Source organism: Paludisphaera soli (genome assembly GCF_011064595.1).
GTDB classification, from domain to species: Bacteria; Planctomycetota; Planctomycetia; order Isosphaerales; family Isosphaeraceae; genus Paludisphaera; species Paludisphaera soli.
Genome location: NZ_JAALJI010000005.1, coordinates 231802 through 248821 on the forward strand (window position 1 = coordinate 231802; position 17020 = coordinate 248821).

Genomic DNA, 17020 nt, shown 5'->3' on the forward strand with positions numbered 1-17020 from the left:
GCGGAGGGCGGCGACCCGGCGTCGGGCCGCCGCCCCGGAGGGCCGGGTCAGTCGCCGGCCTTGGCCATCTCGCGGAGCTTCTCGACGAGCAGGTCGCGGTCCTTGGCGTCGAGGGTCTGGTCCTTGGAGACGGCGTCGGCCGTCTTGGCGAAGACCTCGGCCGCCGGGAGGGCCTTGATGCTCCGGCCCTTGGCCTCGATGTCGTCGAGGACGTCGTCCAGGTCGGCGACCTCGGCCTTCTTGGTCTGGCCCTTGGACTGGGCCTTGGTCTCGGGCTCGGCGACGTAGCCGGGGGCGGCCGCCCCCTTGGGGGCCGACGTCCGCTTCTTGTCGGCCTTGCGCGCCGAGGGCGCGAGCGATTTGGTGCGGAGGGCCAGCTCCTGGGCGAGCGACTCGGGGGTGTACTCGACGGCCTTGTCGAACTCGGGCGGCGTGCCGCAGCCCGGGGCGAGCCAGGCGGTCGCCAGGACCAGGGCGGCCGCGCAGGCGGCCGCGAACAGGCGGGGGGGACGACTCACGGGATCTCTCCTCCGGCAAGGGTTCGAAACGACGAAGGGCGACGGGCCCGAAGGCCCGCCGCCCGGCTGGATCATCCGACGGGCGGGGCCGGCTCAGTAGGCGTCGGCCGAGACGATCTCGCCCTTGTTGCGGGTGCCGAGGGCCCACCAGGCGGGGAGGCTGACCGAGTTCTTGATGAACCGGACCGAGCCGTCCATGAACGACACGTTGACGCCGCCGGGGTGGTTGCTGGAGGGGTTCATGGCGCTGTCCCCCTCCTGGCACTGGATGGTGGCGGTGTTGTAGGTGTGGACGTTGGGCATGTTCGGCGGCAGGACGTGGGCGTAGACGTGCCGCTCCCAGCCGTCGGAATAGGCCCAGCTCAGGCCCTTGTAGTAGCTCCAGGCCTGCCAGTTGATCACGCCCCGCTGGGCGTCCTGCACCACTAGCAGCGCGGGGACGTCGGCCTGCTGGACGATCCCCGAGTTGGTGTAGTTGAGGTTGCGGCGGGGGTCGCGGTGGTTGCCCGTGCCGTCGTTGACCAGCGACTCGCTGAGGCAGGCCGTGTTCGACGTGCCGTCGGTGATGCTGGCCAGCGACACGGTGAGGTTGGCCGTGGCGGCCGCGGCGGCCGTCGGGCAGGGCCCCTGCGCGTTGTGCATCCGCGTCATCGAGATGATCCCCGAGAGCGGCGGCAGGGCGCCGCCGTTGGGCGCGTCGCCCGGCATCAGGATGTTCCGCGGGTGGCCGGAGTTGGCGACGTAGTTGAAGTTGCCCGGCTGGAAGGCGAGGTCCCCCGAGCCCGACGAGTTGTTGATCACCCCGTCCGAAGGGCAGAGGAACGACGACACCGCGGCGCGGATCACCGTGTTCTCGGTCGGGTTCGGGCCCATCAGGGGCCCCGAGTAGACCCACTGGTCGGTGTAGGTCATGTTCAGGTTGTTGTACATGGCGGTCTGCTCCATGTACGGCAGGATCGCGCAGTACCACGAATGGCAGCCGGAACGCCCCGCGCCCCCCTCGGCCGCGTGCCGATACTGGTGCATCGGCGTGACGCTGTTGATGTCCATGTAGTTCGCGAACCCGAGGCTCAGCTGCTTCAGGTTGTTGGTGCACTGCATGCGGCGTGCCGCCTCGCGGGCGGACTGCACGGCCGGCAGCAGGAGGGCGATGAGGACCGCGATGATCGCGATCACCACCAGCAATTCGATCAGGGTGAATCCGCGACGCCGCAAGCTGATCATGGGGGTCTCCGTGGATGAGTGCATTAAATAGAACGAGCGTTCGACCCCGCGCCGCGACGGTTCGACGCGGACGATCGGGGGCGGAGCCGGGGGCGTTCGCCCCGACGTCGACGTCGGGACGCGGCGGGATCGCCGGACGGGTACCTGGACAAGACCGTGCGAGGCCGTCGGGTGGGCAAGATGGATCCAAATGAGCGAGGACCGAATCCGGCGAACCGCCTCGTCCTTGGGGAGAGGCGCGTCCCTGGGGGACGCGAGGGCCGTGCGGGTGGCTCCGGCGTGGTCGGGATTCGGGGAGGGCGTTCGACGAGAGATGATATCAGATTCGCGGCGAAGATCAACCGCCCGAGGAAATCGGCGCGGGATCTCCCGGCCCCGGCCCCGGGGCCGGGCTAGGGCCGGGGCGCGAGGGGGCGGCCTCGGATTCGTCGGGGACGGGGGCGTCGGCCGGCACGGCGTCGAGCCCCAGGGCCGCGTGGTATTCCGCCAGGGCGGCGAAGTACTTGGCCTCGGCGTCGACGCGGAGGACCTCGGCGTCGGCCGCCGCCTGCTCGCGGAGGTTGAGGAACAGGACGGTGCTCCCCCCCTCGCGGACCAGGGCGGCCTCGGCGGCCTCCAGCCGCCGGGCGAGCTCCACGTTCTCGCGGTAGCGGACGACCTGCTCGTAGGCCGTCGTCAGGGCCGACGTGGCGTCCTGGACGTCGGCCCTCACCCGATCGACGGCGAAGCGGGCCAGGGCGTCGATCTGGCGGATCGTCGAGTCGGCGGCGATCACGCGGCCCTTGGCGTACCGCCGCTGGATCGGCACGTCGAACAGGAGCGAGGCCTCCATGATGAAGGGCCGGAAGTCGCCGAGCAGGTCCACGGCGCGGGGGCCGAAGTTCTGCTCGGTGTACACGTAGAGGTTCATCGAGGGGAGGAGCTGGTTCTGGGCGTAACGTCGCTCGACCGCGGCCTTCCGCGCCTGGAGCCGCAGCGAGTAGATCTCGGGGCGGAGCCGGAGCGCGACCTCCAGGTCCCGGTCCAGCCGGTCGGGGTCGGGGGCCGGGGTCGGTGGGAACGTCCGGGGGAGCCGGCCGGCGTCGGGCAGGCGGGGCATCCCGTAGCCGTCGCGGGCGTAGAGCGACAGCTCGATGGAGGCCTGCTCGGCCCGCCGCTGGGCCGCGATCAGCTGCTGCTGCCGCGACAGCAGGATCCGCCGGAAGTCCGCCAGGTCGATCGTCCGCACGAGCCCGGCGCGGGCCTGGTTCTCCAGGCCCTCGTTGCGCAGCTCCGCGACCCGGACCAGTTCGCCGTAGAGCGCGAAGGTCTTGCCGGCGGCCACCCAGGCCCAGTACGACTTCGAGGCGTCCTTGAAGAGCGTGATCCGCTGCTTGAGGACGGTGGGCTCGGCCTTCCGGCGCTCGATCTCCGCCTGGTAGAGCTTGGCCCGGCGGGCGTCGATCTCGCGGTTCTTCAGGAGCGGCAGCTCCATGCCTCCCACGAAGGCGCCGCCGCCCCGGGTGTTCAGGTAGTTGTAGTACGTCGGGAAATTGCCCTGGGCGACGCGGTAGCCGGCGAAGAATTTCGCCCCCGCCCACGCCGTCGGCTGCTCGAAGAAGACGTCGTGGACGCCCCGGTTGTAGTAGCCCAGCGGATAGTTGCGGGAGTCCATGTTGAGGTTGAGGTCGAAGGCGCCCTGGGCCGAGAGCAGGTCGCCGGCCGCGATCCCCCGCTCCTGCAAGGTCGAGAGCAGCAGCGGGTGCGTCCCCTCGACGGAGCGGAGCACCTCGCCCAGGCCCAGCGGCGGCCCCGTCGCCGCCCCCAGGACCGCGGCCGGGGTCCGGGATTCGGCGTCGGGCAGCGCGGGGGGGAGCTCGTCGGACCGGCCCTCGGCCGCGCCCGGCAGGCGGGGGAAGAGCCGGTAGAAGGGGGAGCCGGACGGGACCGGGAACAGGCTCTCCGGCGGGGAGAACGGGGAGCCCGTGGAGGATCGCGGGGGGAGGGCCGAGGGGGCGCGGTCGAGCCCCGGCGCGAACGGGCCGGACGTCGAGTCGACGGGCGGGATCTCCGGCGACTCCCCCATGGCGCGCGGCGGCTGCCCGAAGACGCGGCCGGGGAGGGTCGAGGGGGGGCTGTCACCCGCCGGGACCTCGCCCATCGCCCGGGGAGGGCCCGGCAAGAGGTCGGGCTGGGTCCCGAACGGCAGCGAGGTCCGGGGCTCGGACGGGAGGCTGATCGACGGCATCCCCTGGGCGGCCGCCCCCGGCGCGGCCAGGGCCAGGGCCAGGGCCAGGGTCGTCGGCGGGCCGAGGGTGCTCGTCCGGAGTCTCATTTCGGCCTCTTGCTCTTGACCTTGTCCTTCTCGCCGCCGCCCTCCTTGGCGTTCGGCTCCGCATCCGCGATGATCTGGGGGAAGCCGTTCACGCGACGCCACAGCTCGTAGCCGAGCCGGACCTCGCGGAGCAGCACCCAGCCCTTGGTGCGGACGCCCTGGCGGAGGTAGCGTTCGGAAGGCCAGGCCTCGCCCTCGGCGGGGAGGGCGACGATGCGGAACTTCCCCTTGCCGTCGTCCGTCGAGTCGACCAGGGCGACCCGGCCGCCGAAGGTCCCCACGGCCACCGAGGGCCAGCCGGCGAACTGCACCGCCGGCCAGCCTTCGAACTGGAGCCGGACGGGGTCGCCGGGCTGCAGGAGCGGCACGTCGTTGCCGTCGACCATGAGCTCCACGGCGAGCGTCGCCGCGTCCGGGACGAGGGTCGCGATCGGCTCGCCGTCCTTGACCTGCTCGGTCCCCTGGTTGACCAGGAGCCGGAGGATCGTGCCGGCCCGCGGGGCCACGATCTGCTGGGTCTGCTGGCGCCGCACCTTGACCCGCACCTCCTGCAGCTCCTTCTCGCACTCGTCCACCTTGCCCAGGGCCTTCTGGACCTCCCCCTCGGCCTTGCGGATGTCCGCCTGGGTCTTCGCCGACACCTCGGCGAGGTAGGCCGCCTTGGCCTGCTTGTCGATCCTGGCCGACTCCAGCGCGGCCGAGGCCTTCTGATACTTGGCGGCGCTCTCCCGGTACTTCTGTTCGGCCAGCTCGCAATCGCGCCTTGAGGCCAAACCCTGCGGCAGGAGCCGCGCCAGGCGTTCGGACTGGAGCCGATCGGTGTCGCGGGCGATCTGGGCGGCGGCCAGCTCCTGCTGCTCGGCGAGGATCTTCTGCTCGGCCACGTCGATGTAGCTCTTGGCCGACTGGACGGCCATGTCCCGCACCTCGCGGAAGCGTTCGATCACGTCGCTGTAGATCTTGACCTCCTCGGCGGCCGTCTCCAGCTTGTGCTCGCTCGCCTCCCGCTGGGATTCGATGGCGCCCATGTAGTTCGGGTCGTTGTCGGCGATCCGGGCGATCGGCTGCCCGGCCTCGACCCGGGACCCCTCGGCGACGTACCACTCGACGACCCGCCCGTAGATCGGGGCCTCGACGGTGAACTGGCGGTCCAGCGGGTCGAAGCCGATCACCCGGCCGCTGCCGGAGACCGTCTGGCGCCACGGCACCAGGGCCAGCGCGACGGGAGCGGCGATCAGCAGCAGGGTCAGCGCCCGGGCCAGGAAGAGGGCCGCACGGGGCTGCTGGACGAGCCGGAGGGCCGGCATCTCGGCCGCGACGAGGTGCCCGCGGCGGCCGGCGACGCGGGGGGCCTGGGGGGCGTGGATTTCGATCGCGCGGGTTTCCATCGGCGAGCCTCCGGCGTTCAATAATCCAGGTCCGGGCCGCGGCCTTCGATCGCCGCGGGGGCGTGGTCGGCGGGGCCTTCGATCGCCGCCGTGGCGTGGTCGAAGCGGCCCCCCCGCAGGCGGACGCAGCGGTCGCAGCGCCGCGCCACGTCCTGGTCGTGGGTGATCACCAGCAGGGTCCACGGGGCCGAGTCGTCGAAGACGGTCTCCAGCACCCGCCGCCGGGAGTCCAGGTCCAGGCCGTCGAGCGACTCGTCGAGGACCAGGAGCCGGGGGCGTCCGGCGAGCGCCCGCGCCAGCATCAGCCGGCGGGCCTGGCCCTGCGAGATCGGCGCGCCGTGGGGCGCGAGCCGCGTGTGCAGGCCCTCGTCGAGCGTCGCGAACTCGTCGGTCAGGCCCACCGACTCCAGGGCCTCGTAGGCGTCCGCCTGCGAGATCCGGGGTCGGCCCATCCGGACGTTCTCCAGGATCGTCCCCTCGATCACGTCGAGCCCCTTCACCAGGGCCGCGCGTTCGCGGATCGAATCCAGCCGCAGGTCGCGGAGGTTCACGCCGTCGAGCGCCACGTGCCCGGCCGTCGGCGCGCGAAGGCCGAGGATCAGGTCGGCCAGGGTGCTCTTGCCCGAGCCCCCGGGGCCCACCACCGCCACCCGCTCGCCCGGGGCCAGCGACAGGTCGAGCCGGTCGAGGACCGGCCGGCGGCCCCCGTACGCATAGCTCAGCCCCCGCAGCCCCAGCTCCGCCCCGCCGGCCGTCGTCGCCGGCGGCTCGCCGTCGCGACGCTCCATCGGCAGGTCGATCAGGTGGCCGATCTTGTCGACCGCCGCCATCAGGTCGTACCAGCCCTCCAGGTGCTTGCCCAGCTTGGCGAACGAGCCGGCGACCGTGGCCACGATCAGCTCGGCGGCCACCAGCTGCCCCAGGGTCAGCTGGCCCTGGATCACCAGCCAGCCCCCCAGCCCCAGCAAGGCCGCCGTCGACGCCGCCTGGAACCCCAGCGCGAAGACGACCTGGCGCAGGACGACGGCGAAATGCTCGCCCCGCGCCGTCAGGTACGCCCGCGTCAGGGCGTCCGCGCGGGCCATGGCGAACTCCGCGCCGCCGTCGTGCTTGAACGCCAGGGGCGAGCGGGCCAGCTCCTCCAGCGAGGCGGCGACCGCGTACTTCGCCCGCGACTCCCGTATGCTCGTGGCGACCGCCCCCCGGCCCAGCAGGAAGACGGCGAAGGCCAAAGCCGCGAGGATCACCAGGTCGAAGCTCAGCAGGTACGGGTGGTAGAACGCCAGCACCACCAGCCCGAAGAACGCCTGGATGACCAGCGTGAGCCCGTCCAGCAGCAGCGAGGCCCCCACCTTCTGCACCGTCATCACGTCGAAGAAGCGGTTCGCCAGCTCCGGGCCGTACTCGCGGTCGTAGGCGTCGACGCGCACCCGGGGCAGGCGGTGCGCCAGGTCCGACGCCACCCGGACGAACAGCCGGCGCTGGAGGATCTCCACGACGAACGTCTGCAGCGACCGGATGGCCGCCGCCAGCGACAGGCAGACCAGCAACACCAGCGACAGGACCACGAGCTGCTGGGTCAGCAGGCTCATCGCCACCGTGGAGACCAGGGACTCCACCGCCAGCGGCGTGGCCAGCGACAGCAGCCCCACCGCCACCGCGAAGGCCGACACCACCCGCACGTCCTGCGCCTCGGGGCGGATCAGCCCCACCAGCCGCCGGAACGGCGTCATCGCCTCGTGGCCGTGGTGGTCGTGGCCGTGGCCGCCGTGCGGCGACGAGCACGTCGCGAGGGCCTGCACGAGCGCCCAATCCGCCGGCTCGGCGGGGTTCGCCAGGCCCAGCAGCCCGGCCAGCTCCGCCTCGCCGACCCAGCGGTCGGCCTCCCCCTCGGCGATCGCGGCGACCCGCGTCCGGCGGCCCCGGCGGCCCGTCGCCACCACCCAGCGGCCGCCGCCGAAGGCCGCGACCGGCGTGACCGGCGAGGCCGTCGCCAGGGCCTCCCGCAACGGGGCCTTCACCCCGACCACGCGGAGCCCGACATCCCCGCCGACCCGCTTCAAGAGGGCCGGCCAGATCGCCCCCGTCTCGCCCGGGATCTCCCGCCAGGCCCGACTCAGCGAGGAACGAGCCAGCCGGGGGTCGAACTCCACCCCGGTCGTCTCGGCGAGATATTCGAGCGTCTCCAGGAAGTCTCCGCCCATCGACCCTCCTTCGTCGGGGATCCGCCCGCCGACCCGGCCGAGGACGGGAGCGATCGCGGCCGGAGGCCCGATCCCCTACGAAGGACTATAGACTTTCTTGTCGCGTAATCAAGGTCGTCTTCGAGCCGGCCGGCGTCAGGCCGAGGTCGAGGCGGCCGGATCCGGGAGCGGCGGCAGCCGGTGGCCCAGCCGCTTCAGGCGGAGCGCCAGCGCGACCCAGGTCCAGCCGGTGAAGATCATGTCGATCCCCACGAACAGGCCCACGACCCAGAGCGAGGTCTCGGGCCAGCCCTGCCAGATCAGCAAGCCCAGGCCCAGTTGCAGCAGCCCGCCGACGAACACCCAGCCCCACTGCGGGAACTGGTACCAGGCCGAGACGATCGTCCGGAAGGCCCCGCCCACCAGCAGCACGCAGGCCAAAAGCAGCGTGACCGCGGCCATCGCCTCGATCGGGCGGTTGAGGAACAGCACCCCCATCACCGCGTACAGGACGCCCATCAAGAGGACCAGGAAGAACCCGCTCCAGTCCCGCGTCCAGAAGGCCCCGACGAGCTGCGCCACGCCCGCCATGATCAGCAGCACGCCGATCGTCAGGACCGTCGCCACGGACGAGATGAACGGCGCGGCGATCGCGAACATCCCGAACGCGACCAGGGCGATGCCCAGGATCAGGAGCCAGATCCAGCGGCCCCGGATCGCTTCCAGCTCGTGCCGCAGCTCCCGACGGAACCGCACGACCTCGACGCCTCTCGCCTCGGTGCTCATGGCCTTACCTCGCGGAGATGGAGGGGGGATTCGGAGGTCGCGCTCAGGCGTCGGGGCCGCGTCGACGTCGACGCGACCGGTGGGCCCCCGCCGCGCACGCCAGCCCGCCGAGCATCAGCGCCAGGGCGGGAGGCTCGGCGACGACGGGGGGGGCGGCCGTCAGGTCCAGCACGATGCGCGACCCGGAAGTGAACGACAACCGCGCCCAGTTGACGGCCAGGGCGCCCTCGTGGAACGTCACGTTCGCCGCCGAGAATCGGGACACGTTGGTCGCCGCGTTGATCGCGACCCCGATGATCGACGGCGCGTCGGCGAAGGTCAAGAGGTTGCCGTTCTCGATGTAAAGTCCGTCCTGGTTCAGCGACGCCGCCGACGCCGACCAGACGACCGGGGATCGATACTCGTAGATGATCTGCGAGTCGGTGGCGATCACGTCGAAGTAGTTCGCGAACCGCGCGTGCGCCTGCCCGTCGGCCGTGAACGTCGTCCCCGCGCCCGACTTCGAGCCGTAGGCGTAATACTGGGAGGTGATCGTGCTCCCCAGGAAGCCCGCCGAGGCGGTCGCGGAGGCCGCCAGCCAGGCGATCGCCGCCAACGAGAAGGTGCCGAACCGGGTGCGGGTCATGGTGTCGCTCCTTGAGGATGCCCCGGGCGTCTCCCGCCCGGACTTCAGCGCCTCGGCCTCCCGGCCCGGGATCGCCGTGGCCGCATGCCGCCACGCATAACGTAGGACGTCGCCGGCGGCCGTGAGATCGATGAGGCCGGAAAATCGCTCGAACTCGGGCGACCGGCCCGACGCCGGGACCCTTGCGCCCGGCGGGGTCCCTGAACCGGGTGGCCCCTCGTGCTCTCGTGGTCCGGGCGGCCCGCCCGGATGTGGAAGGCCTGGGCTCCCGCCGTCCGGGCGGGCCGCCCGGACCACGAGGAGACGAAGACGCCGTGGGGTTCATGCTCGCCGGGGTCGAGGGCGATCCCCACCCGGCGGGTCGCGCTTGGCCGGCGTCGGCGAGTCGGTCATAATCCGTCGTGGGACGGGCGCGGTCGGCGCGCCGGCCGCCCGTTCGATCCGAGAGCGATGAAGCCGCGATGACCGATCATCCGAGCCCGGGACCGCCGATCGTCGTCCGCGACGCCCTGGGGTCCGACATGGAGGCCGTCCGGGCCGTCTACGCCCACCACGTCCTGAACGGGCGGGCGACCCTGGAAGAGGTCCCCCCCACGACCGAGGAGATGGCCGTTCGCCGCGAGGCGGTCCTCGCCCTGGGCCTCCCCTACCTCGTGGCCGAGCGGGACGGCCGGATCGTCGGCTACTGCTACGCGTCGACCTACCGCCCGCGCGCGGGGTATCGGTTCACGGTCGAGGATTCAATCTACGTCGCCGACGGCTTCGCCCGGCGGGGGATCGGCTCGGCGCTGCTCGGGGCCCTGATCGAGCGCTGCGAGGCCGGCCCCTGGCGGCAGATGCTCGCCGTGGTGGGCGACGGCGGCAACCCGGCCTCGATCCACCTCCATCGCCGGTTCGGCTTCGAGCCGGTCGGCTCGATGAAGTCCGTCGGCTACAAGCTCGGCCGCTGGGTCGACGTGGTCGTCATGCAGCGCAGCCTGGGGCCGGGAGGTTCCACGCCGCCCGCCCCGGTTTGAGGGCGGGTGGTCGGTCCGGCTCGGCTCAGGCGCCGTGGCGGTCGCGGAGGAGGGTGGCGGCGAGGGCCGTCCAGCCGGTCTGGTGGTTGGCGCCGCAGCCCCGGCCGGTGTCGCCGTGGAAGAACTCGTAGAAGAGGACGAGGTCCTTCCAGTTCGGGTCCTGGGCGTAGCGGGGGTCGTCGCCGTGGCAGGGGCGGCGGCCGTCCTCGTCGGGGAGGAACAGCCGGGTGAGGCGGCGGGCGATCTCGTCGGCGGCCTCGGTCAGCGTGACCCAATTCCCCGAGCCGGTCGGGCACTCGACCTGGCAGGCGTCGCCGTAGAAGGCGCCGTAGCGCTCCAGCGACTCGACCAGCAGGAAGTTCAGCGGGAACCAGACCGGCCCTCGCCAGTTGGAGTTGCCGCCGAAGAGGCCGCTGTCGGCCTCGGCCGGGACGTATTCGACGCGGTGTTCGGCCTCGCCGACCCGGATCACGAACGGCTTCTCGGCGTGGACCCGCGAGAGCGACCGCACGCCGTAATCCGACAGGAACTCCCCTTCGTCCAGGACGTACTTCATCAGCCGCAGGAGCCGGTCCTTCGAGGGGATCGAGAGCAGGTAGTGGTCGTCCCCCGGGTCGGGCCGCGAGCCGGGAAGCTCCAGGTGGGCGGAGGCCCGGGGCATGTTCTTCGCGACCCACTCCACCCGGCGACGGAAGTTCGGCAGGGCGTCGAGCGTCTCGCGCGAGAGCAGGCCGACGGCGAACAGCGGGATCAGGCCGACCATCGACCGGACGTGCAGCGGCGTCATCTTGCCGTCGAGGTGGAGGTGGTCGTAGTAGAACCCCTCGGCCTCGTCCCAGAGGCCCGTGCCGTCGATCGTGTTGATGGCCGAGGTGATCGCCAGGTAGTGCTCGAAGAACTTGCTGGCCATGTCCTCATACGCCGGGTCGTCCCTGGCCAGTTCCAGGGCCATCTCCAGCATCTCGACGCAGAAGAAGGCCATCCAGGCGGTGCCGTCGGCCTGCTCCAGGTGGCCGCCGGTGGGCAGGGGGCTGGAGCGGTCGAAGACGCCGATGTTGTCCAGGCCCAGGAAGCCGCCGGCGAACAGGTGGCGGCCGGTGAAGTCCTTGCGGTTGACCCACCAGGTGAAGTTGAGCGCCAGCTTCTGGAAGACGCGGGCGAGGAACGCCTTGTCGGTCCGCCCCGATCGCTCATACACCCGGCGGCACGCCCAGGCGTGGACCGGCGGGTTCACGTCGGCGAAGTTGAACTCGTAGGCCGGGAGCTGGCCGTTGGGGTGCATGTACCACTCGCGGAGGAACCGCAGGAGCTGGTCCTTGGCGAAGCCTGGGTCGAGGTCGCCGTGGGAGATCATGTGGAACGCCGTGTCCCAGACGGCGAACCAGGGGAACTCCCAGACGTCGGGCATCGAGAGGATGTCGCGCGCGTGCAGGTGGCCCCAATCCTGGTTGGGGTGCGTCCGGTGCGCGGGGGGCGCCGGCTGGGCGGGGTCGCCCGCCACCCAGTCCGGGACGTGGTAGTAGAAGAACTGCTGGTTCCAGATCAGCCCCGCGTTCGCCTGCCGCATCACCGCGGCGCGTCCCGCATCCAGGCCGGGGCCGAGGTCGGCGTGGAAGGCGTCGGCCTCGGCCCGGCGGGCGTCGAACACCGCGTCGATGCCGTCGCCGAACGGCTCGCCGGGCGCGTCGGCCGGCCGGAGCCGCAGGCGGATGGTCTCGCTCGCGCCGGGGGAGAGTTCCAGGCGGTGGACTGTCGCGGCCTTGGTGCCCGCGCCGTCGGGGTTCACGGCCTCGGCGCGGCCCTCGATCACATAGGCGTGGAACGCGTCCTTGACGTACGGCGTGCGGTTCGCGCCGCCGAAGAGGCGTTCGAAGTTGGTCTCGTTCTCGGTGAAGAGCCACTCGTCCGGGCCCCGGTCGTCGAGCCGGTAGCGGCCGAGCGTGGCGTGCTCGGCGACGACGCCGTCGCCGTCGCGACGGATCGAGGGGACGCCCCACTCGTGCTCGTAGCCGCCCCCCCAGGACCAGGTGTTGCGGAACCAGAGCGTCGGCAGGACGACGAGCGGGGCCGGGTCGGGCCCCCGGTTGGAGACGGTGATCCGGATGAGGACGTCGTCGGCCGCGGCCTTGGCGTACTCGACCTGCACGTCGAAGTAGCGGCCCTCGTCGAAGATCCCGGTGTCGGCCAGCTCGTACTCGGGGTCGAGGAACCCGCGCCGGCCGTTCTCGGCGACGAGTTCGTCGTAAGGGAAGGGGGCCTGCGGGTACTTGTACAGGGCCTTGAGGTACGAGCCGGTGGGGACGGCGTCGAGGAAGTAGTACAGCTCCTTCACGTCCTCGCCGTGGTTCCCCTGGGGGTTGGCCAGGCCGAACAGCCGCTCCTTGAGGATCGGGTCCTTGCCGTTCCAGAGGGCGACCGCGAAGGCCAGGCGACACTCGCGGTCGGCCAGGCCGAGGAGGCCGTCCTCGCCCCAGCGGTAGGCGCGGCCGCGGGCGTGGTCGTGGGGGAAGCTGGTCCAGTTGTTCCCGTCGGCCGAGTAGTCCTCGCGGACCGTGCTCCACTGCCGCTCCGAGAGGTACGGCCCCCAGAGCTTCCACGGTCCGGCCGTCCCGTCGTCCTCGGCGAGCCTGGCGCGTTCGGCGCTCATCGTCGGTCGTCCCCCCTCGGCGTCGCCGGCCGGCCTCGCCCTCGACGGTCGTCGTCGGGGCGGGCGGGCGGCCCGGTCGATCGAGCCTGGTGGCTCACACCCAAATTGACGGACTAGGCGTGCGGCCTCGTGGACGCTTCCAGTGAGCCATTCGCTACACGTCCGGGTCGGCAAGGACCTCCGCCCGTGCTCGCTCGATCAGCAAACGCCATGCTGGGTCGAACAATTCCGGCAATTGCTGCTCGACCATGCCGCACAGTTCGTAGAGCAGTTGGGTCTCGGCCTCGTGCACCACGCTGAGGCGTGCCTTGTCCCTGTACCGCATCAAGAAATCGACGAAGACGACGGCTTCAAACCTCGTCAAGCCCACGACAACTGACGGCGAATTCATGTCCATCGTCCTATCCGTCAAATCGAGCGTGTCGAACTCCTGGTGGGCCGTCGCGGCTGAATCTCCGGGTCTTCGGGCGTGGTTCCTGGAGATTCGGACCGGCCTGGTCTCTCGCTCCGTGGCAACGAAACGCGAGGACCGGCCGATCACGGGCCGGCTCCCAGACGTGCTCGGATGGCGTCGCGAGCCCGAGCGAACGCGTCCCTCTCTCGGGGGGGATACGCCGTGTCGGCGGCCAGGGACTCCATAAGCCGGAGAGTCGCGCGATCTCCGCATCGCGCCAGACGCTCGCAGAGCGAGCTCACCAGTGCCCCGCGCTGGACCTCTTCGAGCCGCTCGGCGCTCATCCCGTCGATCGGGCCGCCCTCGGCCGGAGGCTTGGGCGGGACGATGAGGCGTTCGACCGGGGCCAGGGCCTCCCGCGTCCCGATGGACAGGAGGGCGTCCATGGCGTCTCCCCAGGACCTTCGGGCGGTCTCGACGAACATCGTGAGCTCGGGGACCACCGCGGTCTCACGCTGGATACCCGCGATCATGAGAAGCAGTCGCAGTTCATAGAGGTCGATGGTCGAAGCACCGAGCCGGTCCTTGAGGAAGGCCGGGGTGAACCGAGTTGCGGCGCAGGCCTTCCCAGCCTGGTGCCATAGCTCGGAATTCACGCTATGCATGTCCGGCATCAATCGGATCGCACGCCAGACGGTGAGGTCCTGGGCCGCCCAGGCGCGGCGTTCCTCGTCGGGCCGCGCCAGGCGTTGGCGGAGGGCGACGAGATCGCGCGTCGCTTCCTCTCGGAGTCTCAAAGCGGATTCCGGGAGGCGGGCCAGGTCGGCCTCCAGGAGGGAGGCGTGATGGGCGTCGCCGAAGAAACGGAAGAGGGCGGCGGCGGCGGCGAGGGCCTTGGGTTGGGCGTCGAGGCGAGCCAGGGCCTCTTCGGCCGATGCGAGGGCCGTCGGGGCCGGAGCGTACGTGAGGGCCATCAGGACGTGCGCGTCGCTGAAGCCCGAATCGCGGAGGCAGCCGGCCAGCTCGGCCGCGGCGTTCGGCTCGTCGGCGAGGACGGCCAAGGTCAGCAGCGCGAGGAGGGCGGAATCGATGTCCGGGCCTTTGGTTCTGGACCGGAGGAACCCGGCCGCGGCCGGCTCATAGGCCTTGGCGAGGGCGTCGGCCTCCGACCGATAGCCGTCGAGGCCGACGCGATCCTTGAAGTCCGCCATCCCTATGCCGACCGCAGGGCGCCTCAGGCGGGCGACCGCCGCCTCGAAGCTCTCGGCGAACGTGGAGAAGCCGGCCCCGGCGACTGCGAGGGCCGTCGCGAGGATCACGAGGAGTCGCGGGCCACCCGTCGACTCCCCCGCGGTGAAATCGCCTCGGGGCATGACTCCTCCTCCCACCAGTGATACGACGGGGTTGCAGGGATCACGCTGGTCGCGCAGCGGATCGATCCGTTGCCGTTATGGTCGAAGCGGTCGTCGGCGGTCAAAACCTTCGTGCAATCGGCTTGGCATCGTATGACGGGCGTGATCCCCGAAGCTATCGCTCAACCCTCCACCTTTCGTGTCGTTCACCGGCGGTTCGTTGCCACGGGGCGAGAGACCAGGCCGGTCCGAATCTCCAGGAACCACGCCCGAAGACCCGGAGAATCAGCCGCGACGGCCCACTCGCACGTCCGGCCGGGTCACGCCTCGGCCGCGCGCGCCGGGACGGATTCGCGGTCGGATTCGGCCTCGGGCTTCGGCCGGCCCCCCACGCCCAGGCCGGCGATGATCGACGCGCCGATCACCATGAAGCCGGAGAGGATCCAGAGCGATCGGTCGTACGAGTCGGTGTTCTCCTTCAGGACGCCGACCAGGGTGGGGCCGATCCAGCCGCCGAGGTTGGCCACCGAGTTGATGAAGCCGATGCTCGCCGCCGCGGCCGACTCGGTCAGGAACATCCCCGGCAGGGTCCAGAACGCGGGGAGATAGGCCTTGAAGCCGATCAGGGCCACGGTGAACCCCAGCACGGTCAGGCCCAGGCTCAGGGTCGACAGGTCGCCGTGCGTCAGCGGGATCAGGGCCATCGCCGCCGCCCCCAGGAGGATCGGCAGGCAGGCGTGCCAGCGCCGCTCGTTGGTCCGGTCGGAGTTCCAGCCGACGAAGATCTGGCCGACGAGCGAGCCGATCGGCGGGATCATCAGCAGGTAGGCCACCGTGTTCACGTCCAGCTTGTACCAGTCCTTGAGGATGGACGGCATCTGCATCTCCACCGCGTAGTTGCCGCAGGTGCAGAGGAAGAAGGCCAGCGCCAGCAGCAGGACCTTCGGGTGCGCCAGGGCCTGGGCGATGGTGAAGTGCCCCGTCGCCGCGTGACGACGCTTCTCGTCGTCCAGCTCGGCCTGGAGCGCCTCGCGTTCCTCCGGGGTCAGCCAGGTCGCGTGCGCCGGGCGGTCGGTCAGGTAGGCCAGCACCACGAAGCTGAGGACGACGGCCGGGATCCCCCAGAGGATGAACACCCACTGCCAGCCGGCCAGGCCCCACGGCCCGCCGGGGAACTTCAGCATCGCGTTCGAGATCGGCGGGGCCAGGATCTGCGAGATCGGCGCGGCGATGAAGAACGTCGCCAGCGCCCGCGAGCGGTCGCGGCGCGGGAACCAGTGCGAGAGGTACACGATCACCCCCGGGAAGAACCCGGCCTCGGCCAGCCCCAGCAGGAACCGCACGCCCCAGAACTGGGCCACGAACGCCGAGCCCTCCCCCCGCAGCGACTCCACGTACGAGCCCGGCCCGCCGCCCGAGACCGCCTCCAGCCCCCGGGCCATCGCCCCCGTCAGGCTCTCCATCGCCGCCGTCACCACCGGCACCCGGCAGTGCACGAACGCCGTCAGCGAGGCCACCAGCCCCCAGGTGAACATGATCCGGAAGATCCACTTGCGGGCGCTCCAGCGCTCCACCAGGACCGAGCCGGGGATCTCCAGGAGCAGGTAGCCGACGAAGAAGACCCCCATCCCGAAGCCGAAGACCGACTCCGTGAACCCCAGGTGGCCCAGGTCCTTCTCCATCTCCAGCTTCGCGAAGCCGACGTTGGTCCGGTCCACGTAGGCCACGACGTAGCAGATGAACAACAGCGGCAGGAGCCGCCGGTACGCCTTGCCCCGGGCTCGGTCCAGGGCGCTCGGGGCGGCGGGGGCGGGTGAGGAATCAGACGGCATGGGCGCCCTCGGTCATCGAACGGTGGAGAGAAGGGTTCGCGGCGCGCGACGACCGATCAGTCTAAATCATCCGCGGCCCCCGCCCCACTCCCCAGCGGGGAATGCCCGCCGACGCGCGGCGCGCCGATTGCTACCCAGGCTCGGAGGAACGTCCGCGCAACGAGACTCCAGTCGGGAAGATCCCATGAACTCCATCGACAAGAATCAGCCGGAGAAGAACCACGAGGACCTCCAGGGCCCGGCGGCCGTCGCCAAGATCCGGGAGCTGGTCGACAGGGCCGAGACCTGCTTCTTCCGCACCGAAGGCGCGCGGCCGATGAACGTCCGCAGGGTCGACGACCGGGGGAGCCTCTGGTTCCTGGCCGCCAACGACACCCACTGGGTCCAGGAGCTGGGCGCGGGGGGGCCGGTGGAGCTGTTCTTCCAGGGCTCCCCGCATTCCGGCTTCCTGCACCTCGAAGGCCGCGCCTCGCTCTCGCGCGACAAGGCGAAGATCAAGGAGCTGTGGGAGCCCACCCTCAACACCTGGTTCACCGAGGGCCAGGACGACCCCCGGATCGCCGTCATCGAGGTCGCCCCGACCGGCGGCCACTACTGGGACCACAAGCACGGCGGCCTCGTCGCCGGCGTCAAGATGCTCATCGGCGCCGCCGTCGGCGTCACCCTGGACGACTCGATCCAGGGCGAGTTGAAGGTCTGAGCCGATTTCGCGATCGGCCCGCCTCGCGCGGGAGGGCCGAT

At 71.2% G+C, this 17020-nt stretch carries 13 protein-coding genes; 2 read left to right on the top strand and 11 right to left on the bottom strand.

Annotated features, from left to right (window positions below):
- Positions 1–47: 47 nt before the first annotated feature.
- From G6O68_RS09090 to G6O68_RS09120, 7 genes are all read right to left on the bottom strand, one after another.
- The gene (locus tag G6O68_RS09090) at positions 48–518 is read right to left on the bottom strand and encodes a hypothetical protein (protein ID WP_165246829.1); all 471 of its coding nucleotides are present in this window, start codon (positions 516–518) and stop codon (positions 48–50) included.
- A gap of 93 nt (positions 519–611) precedes the next feature.
- Positions 612–1742 (bottom strand): DUF1559 family PulG-like putative transporter, encoded by a 1131-nt coding sequence (locus G6O68_RS09095; protein WP_240911104.1) that lies wholly within the window; start codon positions 1740–1742, stop codon positions 612–614.
- Positions 1743–2079: 337 nt separating this feature from the next.
- A complete protein-coding gene (locus tag G6O68_RS09100) occupies positions 2080–4056 on the bottom strand; it encodes a TolC family protein (protein WP_165246833.1) in 1977 nt (658 codons plus the stop codon).
- Positions 4053–5444 (bottom strand): HlyD family secretion protein, encoded by a 1392-nt coding sequence (locus G6O68_RS09105; protein WP_165246835.1) that lies wholly within the window; start codon positions 5442–5444, stop codon positions 4053–4055. The genes G6O68_RS09100 and G6O68_RS09105 overlap by 4 nt, the downstream gene beginning before the upstream one ends.
- Positions 5445–5461: 17 nt before the next feature.
- The gene (locus tag G6O68_RS09110) at positions 5462–7648 is read right to left on the bottom strand and encodes a peptidase domain-containing ABC transporter (RefSeq protein ID WP_206108056.1); all 2187 of its coding nucleotides are present in this window, start codon (positions 7646–7648) and stop codon (positions 5462–5464) included.
- 135 nt (positions 7649–7783) lie between these two features.
- On the bottom strand, positions 7784–8413 hold the full coding sequence (locus tag G6O68_RS09115; RefSeq protein WP_165246837.1) for an HdeD family acid-resistance protein: 630 nt from the start codon (positions 8411–8413) through the stop codon (positions 7784–7786).
- A 43-nt stretch (positions 8414–8456) separates the two neighbouring features.
- Positions 8457–9038 carry a hypothetical protein gene (locus G6O68_RS09120; RefSeq protein WP_165246839.1) on the bottom strand — a complete coding sequence of 194 codons (582 nt, stop codon included), beginning with the start codon at positions 9036–9038 and terminating at the stop codon, positions 8457–8459.
- Positions 9039–9499: 461 nt separating this feature from the next.
- Here G6O68_RS09120 and G6O68_RS09125 point away from each other — a divergent pair, with 461 nt between their 5' ends.
- Positions 9500–10054 (top strand): GNAT family N-acetyltransferase, encoded by a 555-nt coding sequence (locus G6O68_RS09125; protein WP_165246841.1) that lies wholly within the window; start codon positions 9500–9502, stop codon positions 10052–10054.
- Between the two features lie 25 nt (positions 10055–10079).
- On the opposite strand, the gene G6O68_RS09130 is transcribed toward G6O68_RS09125, so the two are convergent.
- The 4 genes from G6O68_RS09130 to G6O68_RS09145 all read right to left on the bottom strand — a co-directional run bounded on the left by G6O68_RS09130 (position 10080) and on the right by G6O68_RS09145 (position 16279).
- Positions 10080–12701, bottom strand: coding sequence for an MGH1-like glycoside hydrolase domain-containing protein (locus G6O68_RS09130; protein WP_165246843.1), 2622 nt, complete (start codon positions 12699–12701; stop codon positions 10080–10082).
- Between the two features lie 154 nt (positions 12702–12855).
- Entirely contained in the window at positions 12856–13098 is a 243-nt protein-coding gene (locus G6O68_RS09135; RefSeq protein ID WP_165246846.1) for a hypothetical protein, read from the bottom strand.
- A 140-nt stretch (positions 13099–13238) separates the two neighbouring features.
- The gene (locus G6O68_RS09140; RefSeq protein WP_165246848.1) at positions 13239–14468 is read right to left on the bottom strand and encodes a hypothetical protein; all 1230 of its coding nucleotides are present in this window, start codon (positions 14466–14468) and stop codon (positions 13239–13241) included.
- 299 nt (positions 14469–14767) lie between these two features.
- Positions 14768–16279 (bottom strand): MFS transporter, encoded by a 1512-nt coding sequence (locus G6O68_RS09145; protein ID WP_165246850.1) that lies wholly within the window; start codon positions 16277–16279, stop codon positions 14768–14770.
- A gap of 184 nt (positions 16280–16463) precedes the next feature.
- Between G6O68_RS09145 and G6O68_RS09150 the strand changes: the two genes are divergently transcribed.
- Positions 16464–16979: a pyridoxamine 5'-phosphate oxidase family protein gene (locus G6O68_RS09150; protein WP_165246852.1), complete on the top strand. Its 516-nt coding sequence runs from the start codon at positions 16464–16466 to the stop codon at positions 16977–16979.
- The last annotated feature ends 41 nt before the right edge of the window (positions 16980–17020 follow it).